17 protein-coding genes are annotated in these 18,758 nt (G+C 73.9%); 13 read left to right on the top strand and 4 right to left on the bottom strand.

Translation table 11 applies throughout. The annotated features are described in order from the left end of the window. Positions 1–83 precede the first annotated feature (83 nt). The 13 genes from E4K62_RS17195 to cofD all read left to right on the top strand — a co-directional run bounded on the left by E4K62_RS17195 (position 84) and on the right by cofD (position 13,049). Positions 84–899, top strand: coding sequence for an arginase family protein (locus E4K62_RS17195; protein WP_205805819.1), 816 nt, complete (start codon positions 84–86; stop codon positions 897–899). Between the two features lie 42 nt (positions 900–941). Continuing rightward, positions 942–3,224: an ATP-binding protein gene (locus E4K62_RS18915; protein WP_135069888.1), complete on the top strand. Its 2,283-nt coding sequence runs from the start codon at positions 942–944 to the stop codon at positions 3,222–3,224. A gap of 33 nt (positions 3,225–3,257) precedes the next feature. Beyond that, a complete protein-coding gene (gene hemE / locus E4K62_RS17185) occupies positions 3,258–4,301 on the top strand; it encodes a uroporphyrinogen decarboxylase (RefSeq protein ID WP_135069885.1) in 1,044 nt (347 codons plus the stop codon). Then, entirely contained in the window at positions 4,298–5,797 is a 1,500-nt protein-coding gene (hemG, locus tag E4K62_RS17180) for a protoporphyrinogen oxidase (protein ID WP_135069882.1), read from the top strand. The genes hemE and hemG overlap by 4 nt, the downstream gene beginning before the upstream one ends. Positions 5,798–5,904: 107 nt before the next feature. Beyond that, entirely contained in the window at positions 5,905–6,363 is a 459-nt protein-coding gene (locus E4K62_RS17175; RefSeq protein WP_187270445.1) for a hypothetical protein, read from the top strand. A 5-nt stretch (positions 6,364–6,368) separates the two neighbouring features. Continuing rightward, the gene (locus tag E4K62_RS17170) at positions 6,369–6,773 is read left to right on the top strand and encodes a phage holin family protein (RefSeq protein ID WP_135069879.1); all 405 of its coding nucleotides are present in this window, start codon (positions 6,369–6,371) and stop codon (positions 6,771–6,773) included. Beyond that, a complete protein-coding gene (locus E4K62_RS17165) occupies positions 6,770–7,048 on the top strand; it encodes a hypothetical protein (RefSeq protein WP_135069877.1) in 279 nt (92 codons plus the stop codon). Before E4K62_RS17170 ends, E4K62_RS17165 begins: the two co-directional genes overlap by 4 nt. 41 nt (positions 7,049–7,089) lie before the next feature. Beyond that, positions 7,090–7,761, top strand: a complete 672-nt coding sequence (gene hemQ / locus E4K62_RS17160; RefSeq protein WP_135069874.1) for a hydrogen peroxide-dependent heme synthase — start codon at positions 7,090–7,092, stop codon at positions 7,759–7,761. A 7-nt stretch (positions 7,762–7,768) separates the two neighbouring features. Beyond that, complete coding sequence (gene hemC / locus E4K62_RS17155) at positions 7,769–8,779, top strand: hydroxymethylbilane synthase (protein ID WP_135069871.1); 1,011 nt, start codon at positions 7,769–7,771, stop codon at positions 8,777–8,779. Further along, positions 8,776–9,582 (top strand): uroporphyrinogen-III synthase, encoded by an 807-nt coding sequence (locus E4K62_RS17150; RefSeq protein ID WP_135069868.1) that lies wholly within the window; start codon positions 8,776–8,778, stop codon positions 9,580–9,582. Before hemC ends, E4K62_RS17150 begins: the two co-directional genes overlap by 4 nt. After that, positions 9,579–10,562, top strand: a complete 984-nt coding sequence (gene hemB, locus E4K62_RS17145; RefSeq protein WP_135069865.1) for a porphobilinogen synthase — start codon at positions 9,579–9,581, stop codon at positions 10,560–10,562. Before E4K62_RS17150 ends, hemB begins: the two co-directional genes overlap by 4 nt. A 91-nt stretch (positions 10,563–10,653) precedes the next feature. Beyond that, positions 10,654–11,979 carry a glutamate-1-semialdehyde 2,1-aminomutase gene (locus E4K62_RS17140; protein ID WP_135069862.1) on the top strand — a complete coding sequence of 442 codons (1,326 nt, stop codon included), beginning with the start codon at positions 10,654–10,656 and terminating at the stop codon, positions 11,977–11,979. Between the two features lie 59 nt (positions 11,980–12,038). Next, a complete protein-coding gene (gene cofD, locus E4K62_RS17135) occupies positions 12,039–13,049 on the top strand; it encodes a 2-phospho-L-lactate transferase (RefSeq protein WP_135069859.1) in 1,011 nt (336 codons plus the stop codon). A 29-nt stretch (positions 13,050–13,078) separates the two neighbouring features. Here cofD and cofC read toward each other — a convergent pair whose 3' ends face one another. From cofC to cofG, 4 genes are all read right to left on the bottom strand, one after another. Beyond that, the gene (cofC, locus tag E4K62_RS17130) at positions 13,079–13,753 is read right to left on the bottom strand and encodes a 2-phospho-L-lactate guanylyltransferase (protein WP_135069856.1); all 675 of its coding nucleotides are present in this window, start codon (positions 13,751–13,753) and stop codon (positions 13,079–13,081) included. 62 nt (positions 13,754–13,815) lie between these two features. Continuing rightward, a complete protein-coding gene (fgd, locus tag E4K62_RS17125; protein WP_135069853.1) occupies positions 13,816–14,832 on the bottom strand; it encodes a glucose-6-phosphate dehydrogenase (coenzyme-F420) in 1,017 nt (338 codons plus the stop codon). Continuing rightward, positions 14,829–16,319, bottom strand: coding sequence for a flavin-containing monooxygenase (locus E4K62_RS17120; protein WP_135069850.1), 1,491 nt, complete (start codon positions 16,317–16,319; stop codon positions 14,829–14,831). The genes fgd and E4K62_RS17120 overlap by 4 nt, the downstream gene beginning before the upstream one ends. After that, the gene (gene cofG, locus E4K62_RS17115) at positions 16,316–18,721 is read right to left on the bottom strand and encodes a 7,8-didemethyl-8-hydroxy-5-deazariboflavin synthase CofG (protein ID WP_135069847.1); all 2,406 of its coding nucleotides are present in this window, start codon (positions 18,719–18,721) and stop codon (positions 16,316–16,318) included. The genes E4K62_RS17120 and cofG overlap by 4 nt, the downstream gene beginning before the upstream one ends. Positions 18,722–18,758: the final 37 nt, after the last annotated feature.

Genomic DNA, 18,758 nt, shown 5'->3' with positions numbered 1-18,758 from the left:
GCCGGGCGGGTCATTGCCCGTCCGGCCACGGTCTCCTACCGTGGCGGTCGCCGCCATGCGCTCGCCGCACCGAAGGAGCAACCGTGCCCGTCGTCCTGACCCACTTCGCCGGTCGAGCCGGTGACCACAGCGATCGCGCCATGGCTGCCTCCCCTGTCCTGACGGCGGTGCTGGCGGAGCGACTCGCGGTCGAGCCCATCGTGATCGGTGAGCGCCGGCCCGTGGAGCCGTCCCCGTGGGATGAGGCGCTGGTCGTCGCGGCGCCGGCCTTCGCGGAGCTGGCCGGGCACTTCGACCGCCTCTTCCGCGCCGGTGCATCGCCCGTCACCGCCCTCAGCCGGTGCGCCGTCGCCCTGGCGACGCTGCCGGTCGTCGTGAGGCACCGGCCGGATGCGGTGGTGGTGTGGTTCGACGCGCACGCCGATCTCAACACCCCTCAGACCACGACGACGGGCTTCCTCGGCGGCCTCGCGCTGTCCGGTCCGGTGGGGTTGTGGGACTCCGGATGGGGAGCGGGGCTCGCCCTGACGGACGTGATCCTCGTGGGAGCCCGCGACCTCGACCCCGCCGAACAGCGCCTCGTCGACGGTGGCTCCGTGACCCTCGTGCCCGTGGGCAGCGATATGGACGACGACCTCGGCCGCGCGATCGCGGGCCGGCCCGTGTACGTGCACATCGACTGCGACGTGCTCGAGCCGGGAACGGTGCCGACGGACTATCGCGTCCCCGGCGGGATGACGCTCGCGCAGCTGAGCGCGTGCGCGCGGGCGATCGCGCGGAGCGAAGTGGTCGGCGTACAGATCGCGGAGCTCGAGGCCGACGCCGCCGACCCCGGCTCTTCCAGGCCCGCCGGAGCGATCACCGACGCACTGGAGCCGGTGCTGCAGGCGCTGTCCTGACGCGCTCTTCCGCCCGCGCGGGGCCTGAGTAGAGTGGCGCCCGTGAGCGGGTCCGCCCTCACACCGCGCGAGCGCGCGGTGCTCGCCGCGGTGGAGCGGCGCCAGACCAACCCCGAGATCGCCGCGGAGTTGTTCATCTCCGTGCGCACCGTCGAAAGTCACATCGCGAGTCTGCGGCGCAAGCTCGCGGCCGAGAGCCGCGCGGCCCTCGTCGCAGCCGCCCGCGCACGGCACGAGGGATCGGTGCCGGTGCCGACCGACACGCTGCACGGCCGTGACGACGACCTCTCCGCCGTGCGCGCGCTCCTCGAACGCCACGGGTGGGTCACGATCGTGGGACCGGGAGGGGTCGGCAAGACCCGCCTCGGGCTCGAAACCGCCCACGGCGACGGCGAGCGCACGCCGCTCGTGGTGGAGCTCGAGCACGCGGCCCCCGACGACGTGGCGACCCGGATCGCCCGCGCGCTGGGCCTGGAGGCCACACCCGGCGACCTGCAGGGCGCCGTCTCGGTCGCGCTGGCCGCGCGCCCGCACCTGCTGCTCCTGGACAACGCCGACCGGGTCGGACCGGCCACCGTCGCGGTGGTCGGCGCCCTGCGCATGCGCGTCCCGTCCGTGCGCGTCCTGGTGACCTCCCGTACCCCGCTGGGCGCGCCGGGGGAGGCGGTGCACACCCTCCGCCCGCTCGGGGCGGAGGGTGCGGACTCGCCGGCGTGCGCCCTGCTGTCCGATCGCCTGCGCGCGGCCGGAGCGGACGCCGGCGACCCGGTGCTGGTGGCGAGGATCGCGCAGCGGCTGGACGGACTTCCGCTCGCCCTGGAGCTGGCCGCATCCGTGGCCCGGCACCTTCCCCTCGCCGAACTGGACGCGCGCCTGGCGCGTGACCTGGCGACGTTGGACCGTGCCAGTCCGGCCGGGCGCCACCGCAGCCTCGACACCGCCTTCGGGTGGACGTGGGATCTGCTGTCGACGCAGGAGCAGGATGTGCTGCGGCGCCTGGCCGCCCTTCCCCGCACGTTCGACATGGACCTCGCCGCCGCTGTGACGGGACCCGGCACGACGGGCGTCGTCCTGCGGCTGCTGGATCACTCCCTGATCGTGCCGACGCGCACGCACCCCGGCCGCTTCCGGCTGCTGGCCGTTATGCGCGAGTTCGTGCACGCCCGCACCGAGGCGTCGACCATCCGCGAGGTGCTGGAGCTGCACGCCGTCGCCGTCACCGAGACCGCCCGGGCGTTCATCCGGACCGCGCGCACCGACGCGAGCGCGTCGGCGTCGCACCGATCGGCGGTGCTGTGCCCGGAGGTCAACGCCGCCCTGCGCTGGATGATCGCGGCCGGTCACCCCGATGCGATGGCACTCGCGGCCGACCTCGCCGTCGGCGTCGAGCAGTACGGGGCCGACATCGACAGCATCGACGCGCTCACCGACGCCGCCCGGGATGAGGGAGTGCTCGCCTCGGCCACGCCGCAGCAGCTGCTCGCGGTGGGCATGGCGCTGGCGTTCGTCGACATCGATCTCGTCCGCTCCCTCGCCGATCGGGCGGCTGCCGGAGCCGCGGACGACGACGGCACACGCGCCGCGGAGCAGCTGGCGGCCTGGGCGGCCGCCTACCGGGGCGATGTCGAGACCGCGCTGATGCACTGCGCGGCCGCGGAGCGGCTCGTCGGCGAGCACGGCGGGGACTGGGACCGGGGAGCCATCCTCCAGGCGCGGGGGATCGCTCTGCGGGCAGGCGCCACGCCGGACCGGGCCGCGGCGCTGGCGGCGTTCACGGCGTCGATGCGCGCGTACGCGCGCGCGGGCGATCTCGTGCACGTCAACAATGTGCGGTACATGATGGCCTCCGTCGCCGCCGAGCACCCGGACGACCGTGAGCGGGCGATCGGGTGGGCCGCGCAGGCGCGCGCGGCGGCCGAGGCGATGCAGAACCCGCACGAGACCGCGCATGCGCAGCTGGTGCAGGCCGGCCTCGGGCTGGCGGGGGCCGGTGACCTCGGTGACCTCGTCGACGCGTTCCGCCGCCTCGGCGACCTCCGCTGCCTGCACCGTGCCCTCATGCTCAGAGCCGCCGCCGCCGCCCAGCCCCGTGAACGCATCGGGCACCTGAGCGAGGCCCTCGAGATCGCCACCAACGCGCGCGATCCGGCACGCCAGATCGCGGCGGCCGACGCGCTCGTGCGCGCGCTGGCCGCCGCATCCGACCGCATCGGAACGCTCGCCGCCCTGGATCGGCTCGGCGCGCTCGCCGGAGCGGAGCACGCCCGCGCCGCCTGTCCGGCCGAGCTGCTGGCCGACTTCGCGGGGCGCGGCGCCCCGGCCTGACGCCCAGCCGGCGCCCGGACGGCGGGTGCGAGGATGGGAGACGTGGCCTCACCCGATGCACCCCTCCTCCGCGCCCTCCGCGGCGACCGCCCCGACCGCACCCCGGTGTGGTTCATGCGCCAGGCCGGCCGCTCCCTGCCGGAGTACCGCGAGCTGCGCGTGGGCACGCGCATGCTGGACGCGTGCCTGACGCCGGACCTCGCGGCCGAGATCACGCTGCAGCCGGTGCGCCGCCACGGAGTGGACGCGGGCATCTTCTTCAGCGACATCGTCATCCCGCTGCGCCTCGCCGGCATCGACGTGGAGATCGAGCCCGGACGCGGCCCGGTCTTCGCCGACCCGGTGCGCACCGCATCCGACGTCGCGCGCGTCACGGCGATCGATCCGGCCGCCGTCGCCCTGGCTGCCGGCCCCGTGCGCGAGGCCGTCCGGATCGTCACCGACGAGCTCGGCGACACGCCCCTCATCGGATTCGCCGGCGCCCCCTTCACGCTCGCTGCGTACCTCGTGGAGGGTGCCCCGTCGAAGGAGCACCTGCGTGCGCGCGCCATGATGCACTCCGATCCCGCCTCCTGGCACCGCCTGGCCGGATGGCTCGCCGCCGTGTCGTCGGCGTTCCTGCAGGCCCAGGTGGCGGCCGGCGCCTCGGCCGTGCAGCTGTTCGACTCGTGGGCCGGCTCCCTCTCCACCGCCGATTACCGGGCCTTTGCCGCGCCGCACTCGCGCGCGGCGTTCGAGGGGGTGACGGTGCCCCGCATCCACTTCGGCGTGGGCACGGGACCGTTCCTGGCCGACATGCGCCTGGACGGGATCGCCGACGCGGTGGGCGTCGACTGGCGCCAGCCGTTGGATGAGGCGGCCGCGGTGCTCGGGGAGGACACGACGGTGCAGGGCAACATCGACCCCGCGCTGCTGTCCGCTCCCGAGGAGGTCCTGCTCGCGCATGTCTCGGACGTCCTGGCGCGCGGTCGACGTGCGCGCGCGCACATCCTCAACCTCGGCCACGGCGTGCCGCCCGACACCGATCCGGCAGTCCTGAGCCGGATCGTCGCCTTCGCCCACGAGGAGGCCGCATGAGCGAGGGCCCGCTGGACCGCCTCGCCGCGCAGGCCCGCCAGAAGCACGTCGTCGTGGTCGGCGGTGGTGTCGCGGGCCTCGTCGCCGCGTGGGAATGCGCGAAGGTCGGTGTGCGCGTGACGGTGCTCGAACAGGACCCGCGGGTGGGTGGCGTCGTGCGATCGGCCGAGATCGACGGCCTGGTCCTGGACGTGGGTGCCGAGAGCTACGCCACCCGCGGCGGCACTGTCCGCTCCCTGGTCGACGAACTCGGGCTGAGCGATGCGGTCACCACCCCCCGCCCCGCCGGCGCGTGGGTCGCCGGACTGCCTGGCGGGGCGGCGGCACCGCTGCCGCGCGGCGGCGTGCTGGGCATCCCCGACAACCCGTGGGCCCCGGAGGTGCGGCGCATCATCGGATGGCGCGGCGCATGGCGGGCCTACCTCGACCGGCTGCGCCCGCCGCTCACGATCGGGCATCAGCAGAGCCTGGGGGCGCTCGTGCGCAGCCGCATGGGCGCGCGCGTGCTCGACCGGCTCGTTGCTCCTGTCACCAGCGGGGTCTACTCCGCCCGGCCCGACGACATCGACGTCGACCTGGCGGCACCCGGGCTGAACGCCGCGCTGACCCGGACGGGGTCGCTCAGCGGCGCCGTCGCCGAGCTGCGCGGCGGCCGCACGGCGGCACCGGGGAGCGCGGTCGAGGGCCTGCGCGGGGGCATGTCGACGCTCGTGGACGCTCTGGCCGAGCGTGTGCGCGAACTGGGCGGGGAGATCCGCACGGGTGCACGCGTCACCGGCCTGCAGGCCACGGGGGAGGCGTGGGACGTGCACGTGGCCGACGGCGAGGCCGCGGGGGAGCAGCCGGATGCGGCAGCCGGGGGCGCCTCCCCGATGCGCGCCGACGCCGTCATCGTCGCGGTGCCCGAGCGCGCGGCGCGGGAACTGCTCTCCCCGGTGGCGCCGCTGCTGGATCGCGAGGCCGCGCCCGCGCCCGTCGTGGAGGTCGTCACCCTCGTCGTCGATTCCGCCGCCCTCGACGCCGCGCCCCGCGGATCCGGCGTGCTCACCGTGCCGGGCACGGGACCGGCCAAGGCGCTCACGCACTCCACCGCCAAGTGGGAGTGGGTCGCGGCCGCAGCCGGCGGGGATCGTCACGTGCTGCGGGTCTCGTTCGGCGCGCAGGGCGAGGAACCGGCCACCGCCGCCCTCGACGACGACGCCGCCGCATCCCTCGCCCTGGCGGAGGCGGCCAGGATGCTGGGCGTGGAACTGGGCGCGGCGAGCCTGCGCGGCGCGCAGCGCGAACGGTACGCGCAGGCGCAGCCTGCGGCCACGATCGGCCGCGCCGCCACGACGGCCGCGGCCCGCGGCGCCGTCCGGGCCGTCGCAGGCCTCGGGGCGACGGGCGCGTGGCTGTCCGGCACGGGCCTCGCCCAGGTCGTTCCCGACGCGCGCGCCGAAGCCGAGCGCGTCCGCTCGGCGCTGCTGTGGCGGGAGACGGCCTCGGGCGCGTGACCCTGCCCTCCCGGTCGGAGGATGTCAAGGGCGAATGCCGCGAGAGGAATACGGGGCTACTGTGGGAGCGCACCGCACCTCCCATCATCGATCGTGAGGAGAGCCCCATGAAGGGCAAAGTAGGACTCGTCATCGGCCTCGCAGCCGGATACGTGCTCGGCAGTCGCGCGGGCCGCGAACGCTACGAGCAGATCAAGGAACAGGCTCTGAAGGCCTGGCACACCGACCCGGTGCAGAAGCAGGTCGACAAGGCCAAGGCGTTCGGCACCTCGGCGGCCAAGGTCGTCCCCGGCGTCCTGTGGGACGGCGCGAAGCGCGTCACCACGGCAGCCGGCGGCTCGGGCAGCGTGTCGGAGAAGGCGCAGCGCGCCGCCGCGGCTGCGAAGTCGGCCGCCCGCGACGTCGCAGAAGCCGTGGAGGACTCGCTGGAAGACGCCGAAGAGGCCGCCGGCGGCTCCACGTCCGGTGACACGGACTCCGCCGGGACGAAGAACTCCGACGACGCGAAGACCTCGGGTCAGCCGCAGGCCGGCGAAACCAAGAACGCCACCAGCGCCGGGAGCTGACTGAGATGACCACGCCGCGCGGGTTCCGCGACCGCGCCGACGAGAGTCTGTTCACCCTGCTCGGGGACATCCCCGAGCTCGTGCGCAATCTCGTCGTCGCCGAGATCAATGCCGCCAAGAAGTGGCTGGGTGAAACGGCGAAGCAGGCCGGGATCGGGGCCGGCTGGTTCGTCGGCGCCCTGTTCGTGCTGTTCTGGTCGCTGCCGGTCTTCTTCGCCTTCGTGATCGCCGGCCTGTCGTCGTGGTGGCCGGTGTGGCTGTCGGCCCTCGTGGTGTTCGGCGTGATGCTGGTTCTCGTCGCGATCCTCGCGCTCCTGGGCATCATGCGATTCCGTCGACTCGGCTCCGGGGAGAATCCCGGCCAGGCCGTCGCAGAAGACATCCGGATCGTGAAAGAGGCACGCGAATGAGCGTTGATCGACCCGTTCCCGTCCCCCGCACCGCCGTCGCGCTGGGTATCTCCGATCCCGTCGAGAAGGCGCGCGCCGAGTTGAAGGCGACGCTGGCAGCCATCGAGGTCAAGGCGAACGTACCCAAGCGCGTGGGGCATGGCGTGGACCGCGGTGTCGCGCAAGCGCGGGAGTTCGCACGCGTCAACCCCACGGGCGCGGCAGCCGCCGTCGTCGGAGTCGCCGTGGCGGCCGGCCTGGCGGTCTGGGGATTGGTGCGGCTCTACACCAGGTGAGCGCGTTTGGTGGCTCGGGCGCCGCGGAGCAGACTGGAGGCATGTCCGAGGACTCTCCCGAATCCGTGTTCACCCTCTGGGCCGTGCTCCGTCGCGACCCGGAGAACCCTGTCGCCGAGCCCGACGACACCGAACTGAGCGACATCGTCGCCCTCATCGAGAGCGGCGGTGTCACGGTGCGCGGGTTCTACGACGTGAGCGGTCTCCGCGCCGACGCCGACCTGATGATCTGGCTGTACGGCCCCGACCCCGAGGCGCTGCAGCGCGATCTGCGCCGGCTGCGCCGCACCGAGCTGCTGCGGCCGCTCCTGCCGGTGTGGAACGCGATGGGCGTGCACCGCGACGCCGAGTTCAACCGCGCCCACGTGCCCGGTTTCCTCCGCGGCGTTCCGGCCAAGCAGTGGCTCACGGTGTACCCGTTCGTGCGCAGCTACGAGTGGTACCTCCTTCCCGAGGCCGAGCGCCGTGCGATGCTCGCCGACCACGGCCGTAAGGGGGCCGCCTTCACCGGCGTGACCGCCAACACCGTCGCATCCTTCGCCCTGGGCGATTACGAGTGGCTGCTGCCCATGGAAGCCGACGTGCTCACCGATCTGGTCGACATGATGCGCGAGCTGCGCTACACCGAGGCGCGCCGCCACGTCCGCGAGGAGGTTCCGTTCTTCACGGGACGGCTCATCGAGGTGCATGAGGTGCCCGAGGTGCTGCAGTGAGGCGCCGATGACCCTTCGTCTGGGCACACGGCGCAGCGCGCTGGCCCTTGCCCAATCCCAGCAGGTCGCCGACGCGCTCGCGGCCGCGTCGGGCCGGTCCGTCGAGCTCGTCCCCATCGTCAGCGAAGGCGATGTCTCGAGGGCGTCGCTGTCCCAGCTGGGTGGCCGCGGGGTGTTCGCCACGACGCTGCGCGAGGCACTGCTGGCGGGGCGCTGCGACCTGCTCGTGCACTCGCTGAAGGATCTGCCCACCGCGCAGCCTCCCGGTCTGGTGATCGCCGCCACCCCGCTGCGGGAGGACGCACGCGATGTCGTGATCACCCGCGACGGGACGCCGCTGGGCGATCTGGCCGACGGCGCGGTCGTGGGGACGGGCTCCCCGCGGCGCATCGCCCAGGTGCGGCGCCGGAACCCGCGCGTGAGCGTGCAGGACCTGCGCGGCAACGTCGACTCCCGCCTGGCCCGCGTGCGCGACGGGGAGCTGGATGCGGTCATCCTGGCCGCCGCAGGGCTTTCCCGGCTCGGCGGCGATCTGGGCGGGCTGCACGCCGAGCCGCTGGGGTTGGCCGACTGGCCCACGGCCCCCGGCCAGGGCGCGCTCGCCGTCGAGACGACGACCGATGCCGACCCCGATCTGCTCGCGGCAATCTCCCTCCTCGACGACACCGCGACGCGCACCGCCGTCACCGCCGAGCGCGCGGTTCTGGCCGGACTGGATGCGGGATGCTCCGCGCCGGTCGGAACGCATGCGGAGGTGACGGACGGGGATCTGCGCGTGCGCGCCATCGTGTACGCCCTCGACGGCGCGCACCGGGTGGGTCTGGACCGCACCGTGCGGCTGGAAGTCCCTCCCCCGCACGAGCGGGGGTATGGTGGGTACCCAGGTAGCGGCGATGGTGCGGATGCTGCCGACGGCGCGGACCCGATCGCGCGTGCTACGCGCACCGGGTTCGACATTGCACGTCGGCTGCTCGAACGCGGGGCGGCCGACCTGGTACCACGAGAGTCGACCCCATGAATCACAGCTCCCGGTCTACGCCGGCACCCGGCAAGCCCCTCGCGGGCTGGCGCGTGCTCGTGCCGCGCGGGGGCCCGTGGGGCGACGGCGTGGCGGCGACCCTCCGGCAGCAGGGCGCCGTGCCGGTGATCGCCCCGCTGATCAACTTCGCCCCGACCAACGATCAGGCGACCCTCGACCAGGCGCTCGCCGACCTCGCCGCCGGGGCCTTCGACTGGCTCACCGTCACCAGTGCCACGACGGTGGACGTGCTCTACGCCTACCGCGCGCAGATCCCCGCCAAGACGAAGATCGCCGCCGTGGGGGAGACCACCGCGGCAGCCCTCCAGGCCGTCGGTTACCGCGTGGACCTCGTCCCCGAGCGCGACAACTCCGCCGCCGGGCTGGCCGAGGAGATGATCGCGCGCGAGAGCGAGCCGCGCGATGTGCTCACCCTGCGCAGCGAGATCGCCAAGCCCGTCCTCACGCGGCTGCTGAGCGAGGCCGGGCATCGGGTGCGCAGCGTCGTCGCGTACCGGACGGTGGGGGTTCCGGTGGCCGAGAAGGTCGCGACCGACGTGGCATCCGGCCGGATCAACGCCATTCTCGTCACGAGCGGGTCGGTCGCCGAGCAGGTGCACGCGCAGTTCCCCGACATCCCGCCGGCGACCGTGATCGCCGCCATCGGCCCCCGCACCGCGAAGGACGCCCGGCGCACCGGCCTGAGCGTGGACGTCATCGCCGATCAGCAGACCGTGGACGCCCTCATCGACGCCGTCTCCCGCTTCCCCCTCCCGCACGCCTCCGACGAATTGCAGCCGTGAGCTTCCCGCAGCATCGCCCGCGTCGCCTCCGCCAGAGCCCGGCCGTCCGCCGTCTCGCGCGTGAGACGCACCTCGTCCCCTCGCAGCTGGTCCTTCCGCTGTTCGTGCGCGAGGGCATCACCGAGCCCGCACCGATCTCCTCGATGCCGGGCGTGCACCAGCACACGCTCGACTCCCTCCGGGCCGCCGCCGTGGATGCCGCCGACGCGGGTCTGGGGGGCGTCATGCTGTTCGGCGTCCCCGCCGTGCGCGACGCCGTCGGTTCCGGCGCCGACGATCCCCGTGGCATCCTCAACGTCGCCACCGAGGCGCTCGTGGCCGAGGTGGGCGACGCGCTGGTGGTGCAGACCGACCTGTGCCTGGACGAGTTCACCGACCACGGCCACTGCGGCGTCCTGGACGCCCGCGGCGCGGTCGACAACGACGCGACCCTCGAGCGCTACGCCGCGATGGCCCTCGCCCAGGCCCGTGCCGGCTCGGCGATGCTGGGGCTGTCGGGGATGATGGACGGCCAGGTCGCGCACGTGCGCGCGGCGCTGGATGCCGAGGGGTTCACCGACACGATGCTGCTGGCCTACTCGGCCAAGTACGCCGGGGCGTTCTACGGACCGTTCCGCGAAGCCGTCGATTCGCAGCTGACCGGCGACCGCCGCACCTACCAGCTCGACCCGGGCAACGGCCGCGAGGGCGTGCGCGAGGCGCTGCTGGATGTGGACGAGGGCGCCGACGTCGTCATGGTCAAGCCCGCCCTGCCGTACCTGGACGTGCTCGCCGACGTGTGTGCCGCCGTGGACGCGCCCGTGTGGGCGTACCAGGTGTCGGGCGAGTACGCGATGGTCGAGGCCGCCGCCGCGAACGGCTGGATCGACCGTCGCCGCGCGATCGAGGAGAGCCTCCTGTCGATCCGCCGCGCCGGCGCCGACGCCATCCTGACGTATTGGGCGGCCGAGGCCGCCCGCTGGCTCCGCGCCGATCTGTGAACGTCGGAGGATCGCGCCGACGTCGGAGGATGTCCCCCGCATCCTCCGACCTTCGCGACATTCGCCGACGTGGGTGGAAGGGAAACCGCACATGACCGACCGCAACGACGAGTGGTTCGACAGGGCGCGCAGCGTCATCCCCGGCGGGGTGAACTCGCCCGTGCGCGCGTACGGGTCCGTCGGCGGCACGCCCCGCTTCCTGGCGTCGGCGCGCGGCGCGACGGTGACGGATGAGGCCGGCCGCACGTACGTCGACCTCGTCGCGTCGTGGGGTCCCGCCCTGCTCGGCCACGCCCATCCCGAGGTCGTCGCCGCGGTGCAGGATGCCGCATCCCGCGGGCTCTCCTTCGGCGCCCCGACCTCGGCCGAGGTGGAGCTGGCGGATGTCATCGCGTCCCGCGTCTCCGCCGGCGCGCGCCACCCGGTCGAGAAGGTGCGGCTGGTCTCCACCGGCACCGAGGCGACCATGACCGCCATCCGCCTCGCCCGCGGAGTTACAGGACGCGACCTGCTGGTGAAGTTCGCCGGGCACTACCACGGCCACTCCGACGGGCTCCTGGCCGCCGCCGGCTCCGGCATCGCGACGCTCGCCCTGCCCGGATCGGCGGGCGTGCCCGCGCCCATCGCCGCGCAGACCCTCGTGCTGCCCTACAACGACCTCGACGCCGTGCGCGAGGCCTTCGCGCTGCACGGCGACCGCATCGCCGCGGTGATCGTCGAAGCGGCCGCGGCGAACATGGGCGTCGTGCCACCGCTGCCCGGCTACAACGCCGCGCTCGCCGACATCGCGCACGCCCACGGCGCGCTGTTCATCCTCGACGAGGTGCTCACCGGGTTCCGCGTGCATCCGGCCGGGTTCTGGGGATTGCAGCAGGACGCCGGCGAGGAGTACACGCCCGACCTGTTCACGTTCGGCAAGGTCGTCGGCGGCGGGATGCCGCTGGCCGCCCTGGGCGGACGAGCCGACGTCATGGACGCCCTCGCCCCGGCCGGACCGGTGTACCAGGCGGGCACGCTGTCGGGCAATCCGCTCTCCGTCGCGGCGGGCCTGGCGACGCTGCGCGGGGCGACGCCGGAGGTCTACGCGCGCGTGGATGCTGCGGCATCCGCCATCGCCGACGCGCTGTCGGCGGCGCTCACGGCCGAGGGCGTCGTGCACGCGGTGCCGCGGGCGGGGTCGCTGTTCGGCGTCGCGTTCCTCCCCGATGCCCCGCGCGATTACGCCACCGCGCTCACGCAGGAGTCGTGGCGCTATGCGCCGCTGTTCCACGCGATGCTCGACGCGGGCGTCTCGCTGCCGCCGAGCGTCTACGAGGCGTGGTTCCTCACCGCCGCGCACGACGACGACGCCGTGGGACGGGTGATCGAGGCCCTCCCCGCCGCCGCGCGGGCCGCCGCATCCGCCGTCGCACCGTGACCGATCCCGGGCCCGCCGCCGCGAGCGTGCACCATCCCGGCGAAAGTGCACCGGATCCTGTGCACTCTCGCCAGGATGATGCACTTTCGGCGGGGGAGGGCGGCCCGCGCGTCGTCGTGCTGGCCGGCGGGGTCGGCGGCGCGAAGTTCACGCTCGGCGTGCGCGCGGCCCTCGCCCGCCGCGGGGCGCCGGAGGCGACCGTCGTGGTCAACACGGGAGACGACGTGTGGCTCTCGGGCGTCCGGCTGCAGCCCGACGTCGACTCGATCACCTACGCCCTCGCGGGTGTCAACGACACCTCCCGCGGCTGGGGTCGGGCCGGCGACACCGAACGCGTTCACGCCGAACTCCAGGAGTGGGGGGCGGGCTGGCCGTGGTTCACGCTCGGCGACCTCGACCTCGGCACGCACCTGGCCCGCACCGGATGGCTGCGCGAGGGCCTCACCCCGACGCAGGTGCTCGAGCGGATGGCGCGCCGCTGGGATCTGGGCGCGCGACTGCTGCCCATGACCGATGCCGAGGCCGACACGATCGTCACGGTGCGCGACGCCGACGGCGCCGAGCGCGACCTGCACTTCCAGGAGTGGTGGACGCGTCATCGCGCCGCGCTCACGCCGGTGCGCTTCGGCAACCCCGGTATCGCCGCCGCCTCTCCGGCGCCCGGCGTGGTCGAGGCCATCGCCGCGGCCGACGTCGTGCTCGTGGCGCCGTCGAACCCGGTCGTCTCGATCGGGCCGATCCTCGCGGTGCCGGGGATGCGGGAGGCTCTGGCCGCCGCATCCGCCGTCGTCGGCGTCTCGCCCATCATCGGCGGCCGGGTCGTGCGCGGCATGGCCGACGTGTGCCTGACCGCGATCGGCGTGGAGACCTCCGCGGCGGCCGTCGCCGCGCACTACGCTGCGCGACGCGCGGGCGGCCTGCTCGACGCGTGGCTGATCGCCGAGGAGGACGCCGCCACGGCGCCGGCGGTGGATGCCGCGGGCATCCGTCCGGTGGTGACGCCGCTGTGGATGACCGACGTGGCCGCCTCGGCCGCGATCGTCGACACCGCACTCGCCGCCGCGTCCTGACGCCCCTCGTTCTGGCGTCCGCGCGCCGCCTATGCGACGGGTGCGGTGCTCAGCAGCGCGGCGGTGCGGGGCCCGAGGCCCAGGGACTCCGCCTCCGCCAGCTGTGCGGGCGTGTCCACGTCGCGGCGCAGCGTCGAGTCCTCCGGGACGTCGAGGTCGGTGCACCCGAGCAGACGGTGCCGCGCGGCGGAGTCTTCCCCGAACGCCGAGGTCCACACCGCGCCGGGGCGCGCGGTCACGAGCGTGGAGCCCGTGCCTTCCGCGTCGGGCACGAGCCCGCGCTCCACCGACCCGGCCGCCGCCAGCGCCGCATCGAGGTCGGCGGGACGCAGTGCGGGGAGGTCGCCCAGGAGTGCGGCCCGGGGTGCGCCCTGACCGGCGGCCGCAGCACCCAGGGCGATCGCCGCATCCAGGCCCGCCGCCTCGGTCTCCGGCACGGTCGTGATCCGCGGCAGGCCGGACGCGGCCCGGATCAGCTCCTGATCGTCGGTGACCACGACCACGCGCGCGACGCGGGTCGCGCCGGCGGCGGCGGCGATGGTGTCCAGGGCGATCGCCCGGGCCAGTGCCGCGCGGTCGACGGCGGCCTCGGCGAGGCGCGACTTCCCGACCGTCGCCGGCTTCACCGGCACGATCACCACCCATCCCTCCGAGCCGTGCTCCGGCTCGTTCGCCAGCGGGTCCAGGGGCGATTTCGGGGTCATGCGGTCGTCCGTCCTGCGTGTGTCGAGTCTGCGCCGCGCGGGCGCCGAAGGGGGAAAGGGGGTCAGCTGTAGCGCGCGCGCAGGCGCGGGAGGATCTCCGACCCGTACATGCGGAGGAACTCCGCCTGGTCCTCACCCGGGTCGTGGAAGACGAGGTGACGGAAGCCGAGGTCGATGTACCGGGCGATCCGGTCGACGTGCTCCTCGGGGTCGGTGGAGACGATGAAGCGGGATGCGGCGCGCTCGATGGGCAGCGCGTCGGCCAGGCGCTGCATCTCGATGGGGTCGTGCACGCCCATCTTCTCCTCGGACGAGAGCGCGAGCGGCGCCCAGAAGCGGCACTTGTTCAGCGCCGTGTCGGCGTCGGGGTGGTACGAGACCTTCACCTCGATCATCGTGTCGATCGCGTTCTCGGCGCGGCCGGCCTTGCGCAAGCCCTCGTGCAGGGCCGGCAGCAGTGTGTCGGTGTACAGCTCGGGCGCCTTGCCGCTCGTGGTGATGTACCCGTCGGCGATGCGGCCGGCCAGCCTCGTGGCGGCGGGTCCGGACGCACCGATGTAGATCGGCACCTTCTCGTCGGCGGCGGGACGGTCGTAGATCGTGGCATCCTTCACCGAGTAGTAGGTGCCCTCGAAGGTGACGCGTTCGCCGTCCCACAGCTTCTCGATGAGCGTGATCGCCTCCTTCAGGCGCTGGAACCGCTCCGGCGGCTCCGGCCAGTCGAGGCCCAGGGTCACCTCGTTGAGCGCTTCACCGGTCCCCACGCCCAGGATGACGCGGCCGGGGTACATGACGCCGAGCGTCGCGAACGCCTGCGCGATGACGCCGGGGTGGTAGCGGAAGGTCGGCGTGAGCACCGAGGTGCCCATGACGATCCGCGACGTGCGGGAACCGAGCGCCCCGAGCCACGGCAGCGCCGCCGGAGCGTGCCCGCCGTCGTGCATCCACGGCTGGAAGTGGTCGGAGAGGAAGACCGAGTCGAACCCCATCTCCTCCGCCAGCACCCCGAACTCCAGCAGTTCGGTCGGGCCGAACTGCTCGCTCGAGGCCTTGTAGCCGAATCGCAGCGGTACCGTCATGATTCCTCTCCCCTCGCCCCGCGGACGGGGGCGTGCTCCATCTGGAACTCCGACCCGTCTGCGGCGGCGAGGCGCTCGCGGAAGGCCTGCACGGTTCCCGGCCACAGCAGGGTGAGACGCCCCGAGCGGGCGTCGACGTACCAGTTGCGGCATCCGCCGGTGACCCACGGCGTGGATGCGGCGGCCTCGACGATCTCGCGGGTGTAGGCCTCCTCGGCCTCGCGCCGGGTGCGGAGGACGGAGCCGGGGCGGCGATCGCGCAGGGCGAGGGCGCGCACGGCGTACGCCGCCTGCTCCTCGACCATGAGCACCGAGGAGTTGTGGCCGAGGCTCGCGTTGGGGCCGTTCAGCACGAACATGTTCGGGAACCCCGACACCACCGTCGAGGCGAACGACGTCATACCGCTCGACCAGTGCTCGGCGAGCGTCCGGTCGCCTTCCCCGCGGACGAGATCGGCGTACGGCTGCTGCGACGCGGCGAATCCGGTGGCGAGGATCAGCACGTCCGCCTCCACGCGCGTCCCGTTCGTGGAGACGAGCGTCGAACCCTCCACCGCCGCCAGCGCGGACGGCTCCAGGGTGACCGCATCCGAGGCAACGGCGGGGTAGAAGTCGTCCGAGAGCAGCACGCGCTTGCACCCGAACGCGTAGTCGGGCGTGAGCGCTGCCCGCAGCGCCGGGTCGGCGACCTGGGACTCGAGGTGCGCCAGCGCGATCTCCCGCGCCGCGGCGGCGGCACCGGCGTCGCCCGAGCGCGAGGCGAAGCGCGCCTCGCCCTCTGCGTACAGCTCGGCGCGGAGGCGGGCCAGCTCGCCGGGGTGCTCGGCGAAGCGGCGCTGCTCGTCCGCCGTGTACGTGGATTCGCCGCGCGGGACGATCCACGCCGGGGTCCGCTGGAACAGCGTCACCGGACCGGCGACCCGCGCCAGCTGGGGAACGAGCTGCACGGCGCTGGCGCCGGTGCCCACCACCGCGACCCTGCGGCCGGCGACCTGCACGTCGTGGTCCCATCGTGCGGAGTGGAAGATCGGGCCAGGGAAGGTCTCCAGCCCCGCGATCGCGGGGACGTCGGGTTCGGTGAGGCGTCCGCACGCGAGTACGAGGGTGTCGGCGACGACCGGCTCGCCGCCCGTGCGGATGCGCCACACCGCCGCATCGGCGTCCCACTCGGCGCCGAGCATCGGGGTGCGCAGCCGCACGCGGTCGCCGAGCCCCTCGGTCTCGGCGACGCGGGAGAGGTAGCGGTGGATCTCCGCGCCCGGCGCGAATGTCGCCGACCAGTGCGGGTTGGGGTGGGCGGCGAAGCCGTACAGGTGCGAGGGCACGTCGCACGCGACGCCGGGGTAGGTGTTGTCGCGCCACGTGCCGCCGACGGATGCTCCGCGCTCGAGCACGACGAAGTCGTCCCGCCCTGCGCGGCGCAGCGCCATCGCCATCCCGAGCCCGGCGAATCCCGCGCCGATGATCGCCACCGATGTGCGGGTCATCGCGGAGCCTGCCGGAGCGTGCGGTAGTCGGTGGTGCGCTGGCGGAACGGGCGGAAGAGGCGCGCGGCGATGCGCTCCGCATCCGCGACCGGCAACTCGAGCCCCTGCTCGATGCCCGTGTCGGGCAGGACGCGGCCGTCCAGGAGCGTGCCGCCGAGGTCGTCGCCGCCGGCGCGCAGCAGCTCGGACGCGACGCCGCGGCCGACGCGCGTCCAGGGGATCTGGATGTGCGGGATGCTGCCGGAGAGCAGAAGCCGTGACACCGCGACCATCGCCCGGTGCTCGTCGGAGCGAGGGCGACCGGGAACCAGGGGCGTGCCGTATCCCGGCAGCGGGATGGGGACGAACTCGGTGAAGCCGCCCGTGGAGTCCTGGATGCCGCGGAGGGCGCGGAGGTGCGCGATGCGCTCGCGCGCCGTCTCGACGTGCCCGTAGAACAGCACCGACGTCGAGCGGAAACCGGCGCGATGGGCCGCGGTGATGCCCTCGGTCCAGCGATCGATCTCGAGGTCGCCCGGCGCGACGAGGGCGCGCACGCGTTCGCTGAGCACCTTCACGCCGGTGCCCGGCACGGTGTCGACGCCGGCGGCTCGCAGGGCGCCGAGCGCGCCTTCGAGCCCCAGACCCGCGCGCTCGGCGAGGTCCCACACGTCCTGCGGACGGTAGGCGTGCACGTGCAGGTCGCCGGCGGCGCCCTTGGCGGCACGCACGATCTCCAGGTAGGCCTGCGGATCTTCCTCGTCGGGCAACCGGCCCTGGATGCACAGTTCGGTCGCGCCGAGGCTCGCGGCGTCGGCGGCGATGGCCGCGGCATCGGCGAGCCCGAAGGTGCCCGCCCCGTCCCGCCCCGCCGCGCGGTAGCCCGTGGAGGTGAGGTTGCGGTTGATGACGAGGCTCACGGTCTCCCCGACGGTGTACCGGCGTACGTCGTCGGCGGTGGCGGTGAGGGCGCCGAGGTCGGAGCCGGTGGCGCGCAGCAGCGTCTCCCACTCGGCGTCGTCGAGGGCGAGCGGGTCGCCGGCCGCGCGCTCGACCAGCCGCCGCACTTCGCTCAGCTGCGCAGAATTCAGGAGATCCGGGGCATCCGGGGCCGTTGCGGCGCCTCCGCTCGGCGTGTCTCCTGAGTTTTGAACGGGGGGAAGCGGCGACGGGCGCACATCGACCGCAAGACCGTCGGCGTCGGCCAGGGCCGACACGGCCGGGTGCAGCGCAGGGTCGATCCACTCCGCGGCGTCTCGCACGAACTCCGGATGCGCCGTCAGCCGCTCGCGCAGCGCGTAGCCGGCGTGGGCGGTGAGCCGGGCGAGCTCGTCGATCTGCGGCCACGGGCGCTCGGGGTTCACGTGATCGGCGGTCAGCGGCGACACCCCGCCCCAGTCGTCGGCGCCGGCGCGGATGAGGAGATCGAACTCCGCCGGATCGGAGAGGTTCGGCGGAACCTGGATGCGCATGCGCGGCCCGAACACGAGCCGGGCCGCGGCCACGGCGGCGACGTATTCGCGCAGGTCGGCGTCGGCCACCCCCTGCATCGCGGTGTGCGGCTTCGCCCGGAAGTTCTGGACGATCACCTCCTGCACGTGGCCGTACCGCTCGTGGAGGTCTCGGAGGGCGATGAGCGACTCGGCACGGTCGCGCAGCGTCTCCCCGATGCCGACGAGGATGCCGGTGGTGAACGGGATCCGCAGCCGCCCGGCGTTCTCGATCACCGCGAGACGGAGCGCGGGGTCCTTGTCGGGCGAGCCGAAGTGCACTTGGCCGGGCTCGAGGAACAGCCGCGTCGACGTCGTCTCGAGCATCATGCCCATCGAGGGTGCGGTGGGGCGCAGCACCCGCAGTTCCTCGGCGCTCATGACGCCGGGGTTCAGATGCGCGAGCATCCCGGTCTCGGCGGTGATGAGTCGCGCGATGGCCCCGACGTACTCGAGCGTCGAGGCATAGCCGTGCTCGTCGAGCCATGCGCGGGCCTCGGGCCAGCGGTCCTCCGGCCGGTCGCCGAGGGTCAGCAGCGCCTCCTTGCACCCGAGCGCCTGCCCCTGGCGGACGACGGCGAGCACCTGCTCGGGCGACATGTACGCCGGCTTGTTCTTCTTGAGCAGTTGACCGGGGGTGTCGACGAAGACGCAGTAGTGGCAGCGGTCGCGGCAGAGGGTCGTCAACGGGACGAACACCTTGCGCGAGTACGTGAGCACCGCGGGCCGGCCGGCGTGGACCAGCCCCGCGTCGCGCACGGCGGCCGCAGCATCCAGCAGCGCCTCGAGGTCGTGATCGGTCGCCGCCAGCAGCACCTCGGTGTCGTCCGCATCCAGCGGTGCTCCCGCCGCCGCCCGCGCGAGCACATCGCGGACGGCGGTCTGAGGCAGGCCCCGGGGTGTCACCTGCGGCTCGACGCTGCCGGTGGTCATGCCTTCAGGCTATCCCGATCGGTCGGGGCGGGCTCCG

This window comes from Microbacterium wangchenii (assembly GCF_004564355.1).
GTDB classification, from domain to species: domain Bacteria; phylum Actinomycetota; class Actinomycetes; order Actinomycetales; family Microbacteriaceae; genus Microbacterium; species Microbacterium wangchenii.
This window is presented reverse-complemented; position numbering and strand designations above follow the sequence as displayed.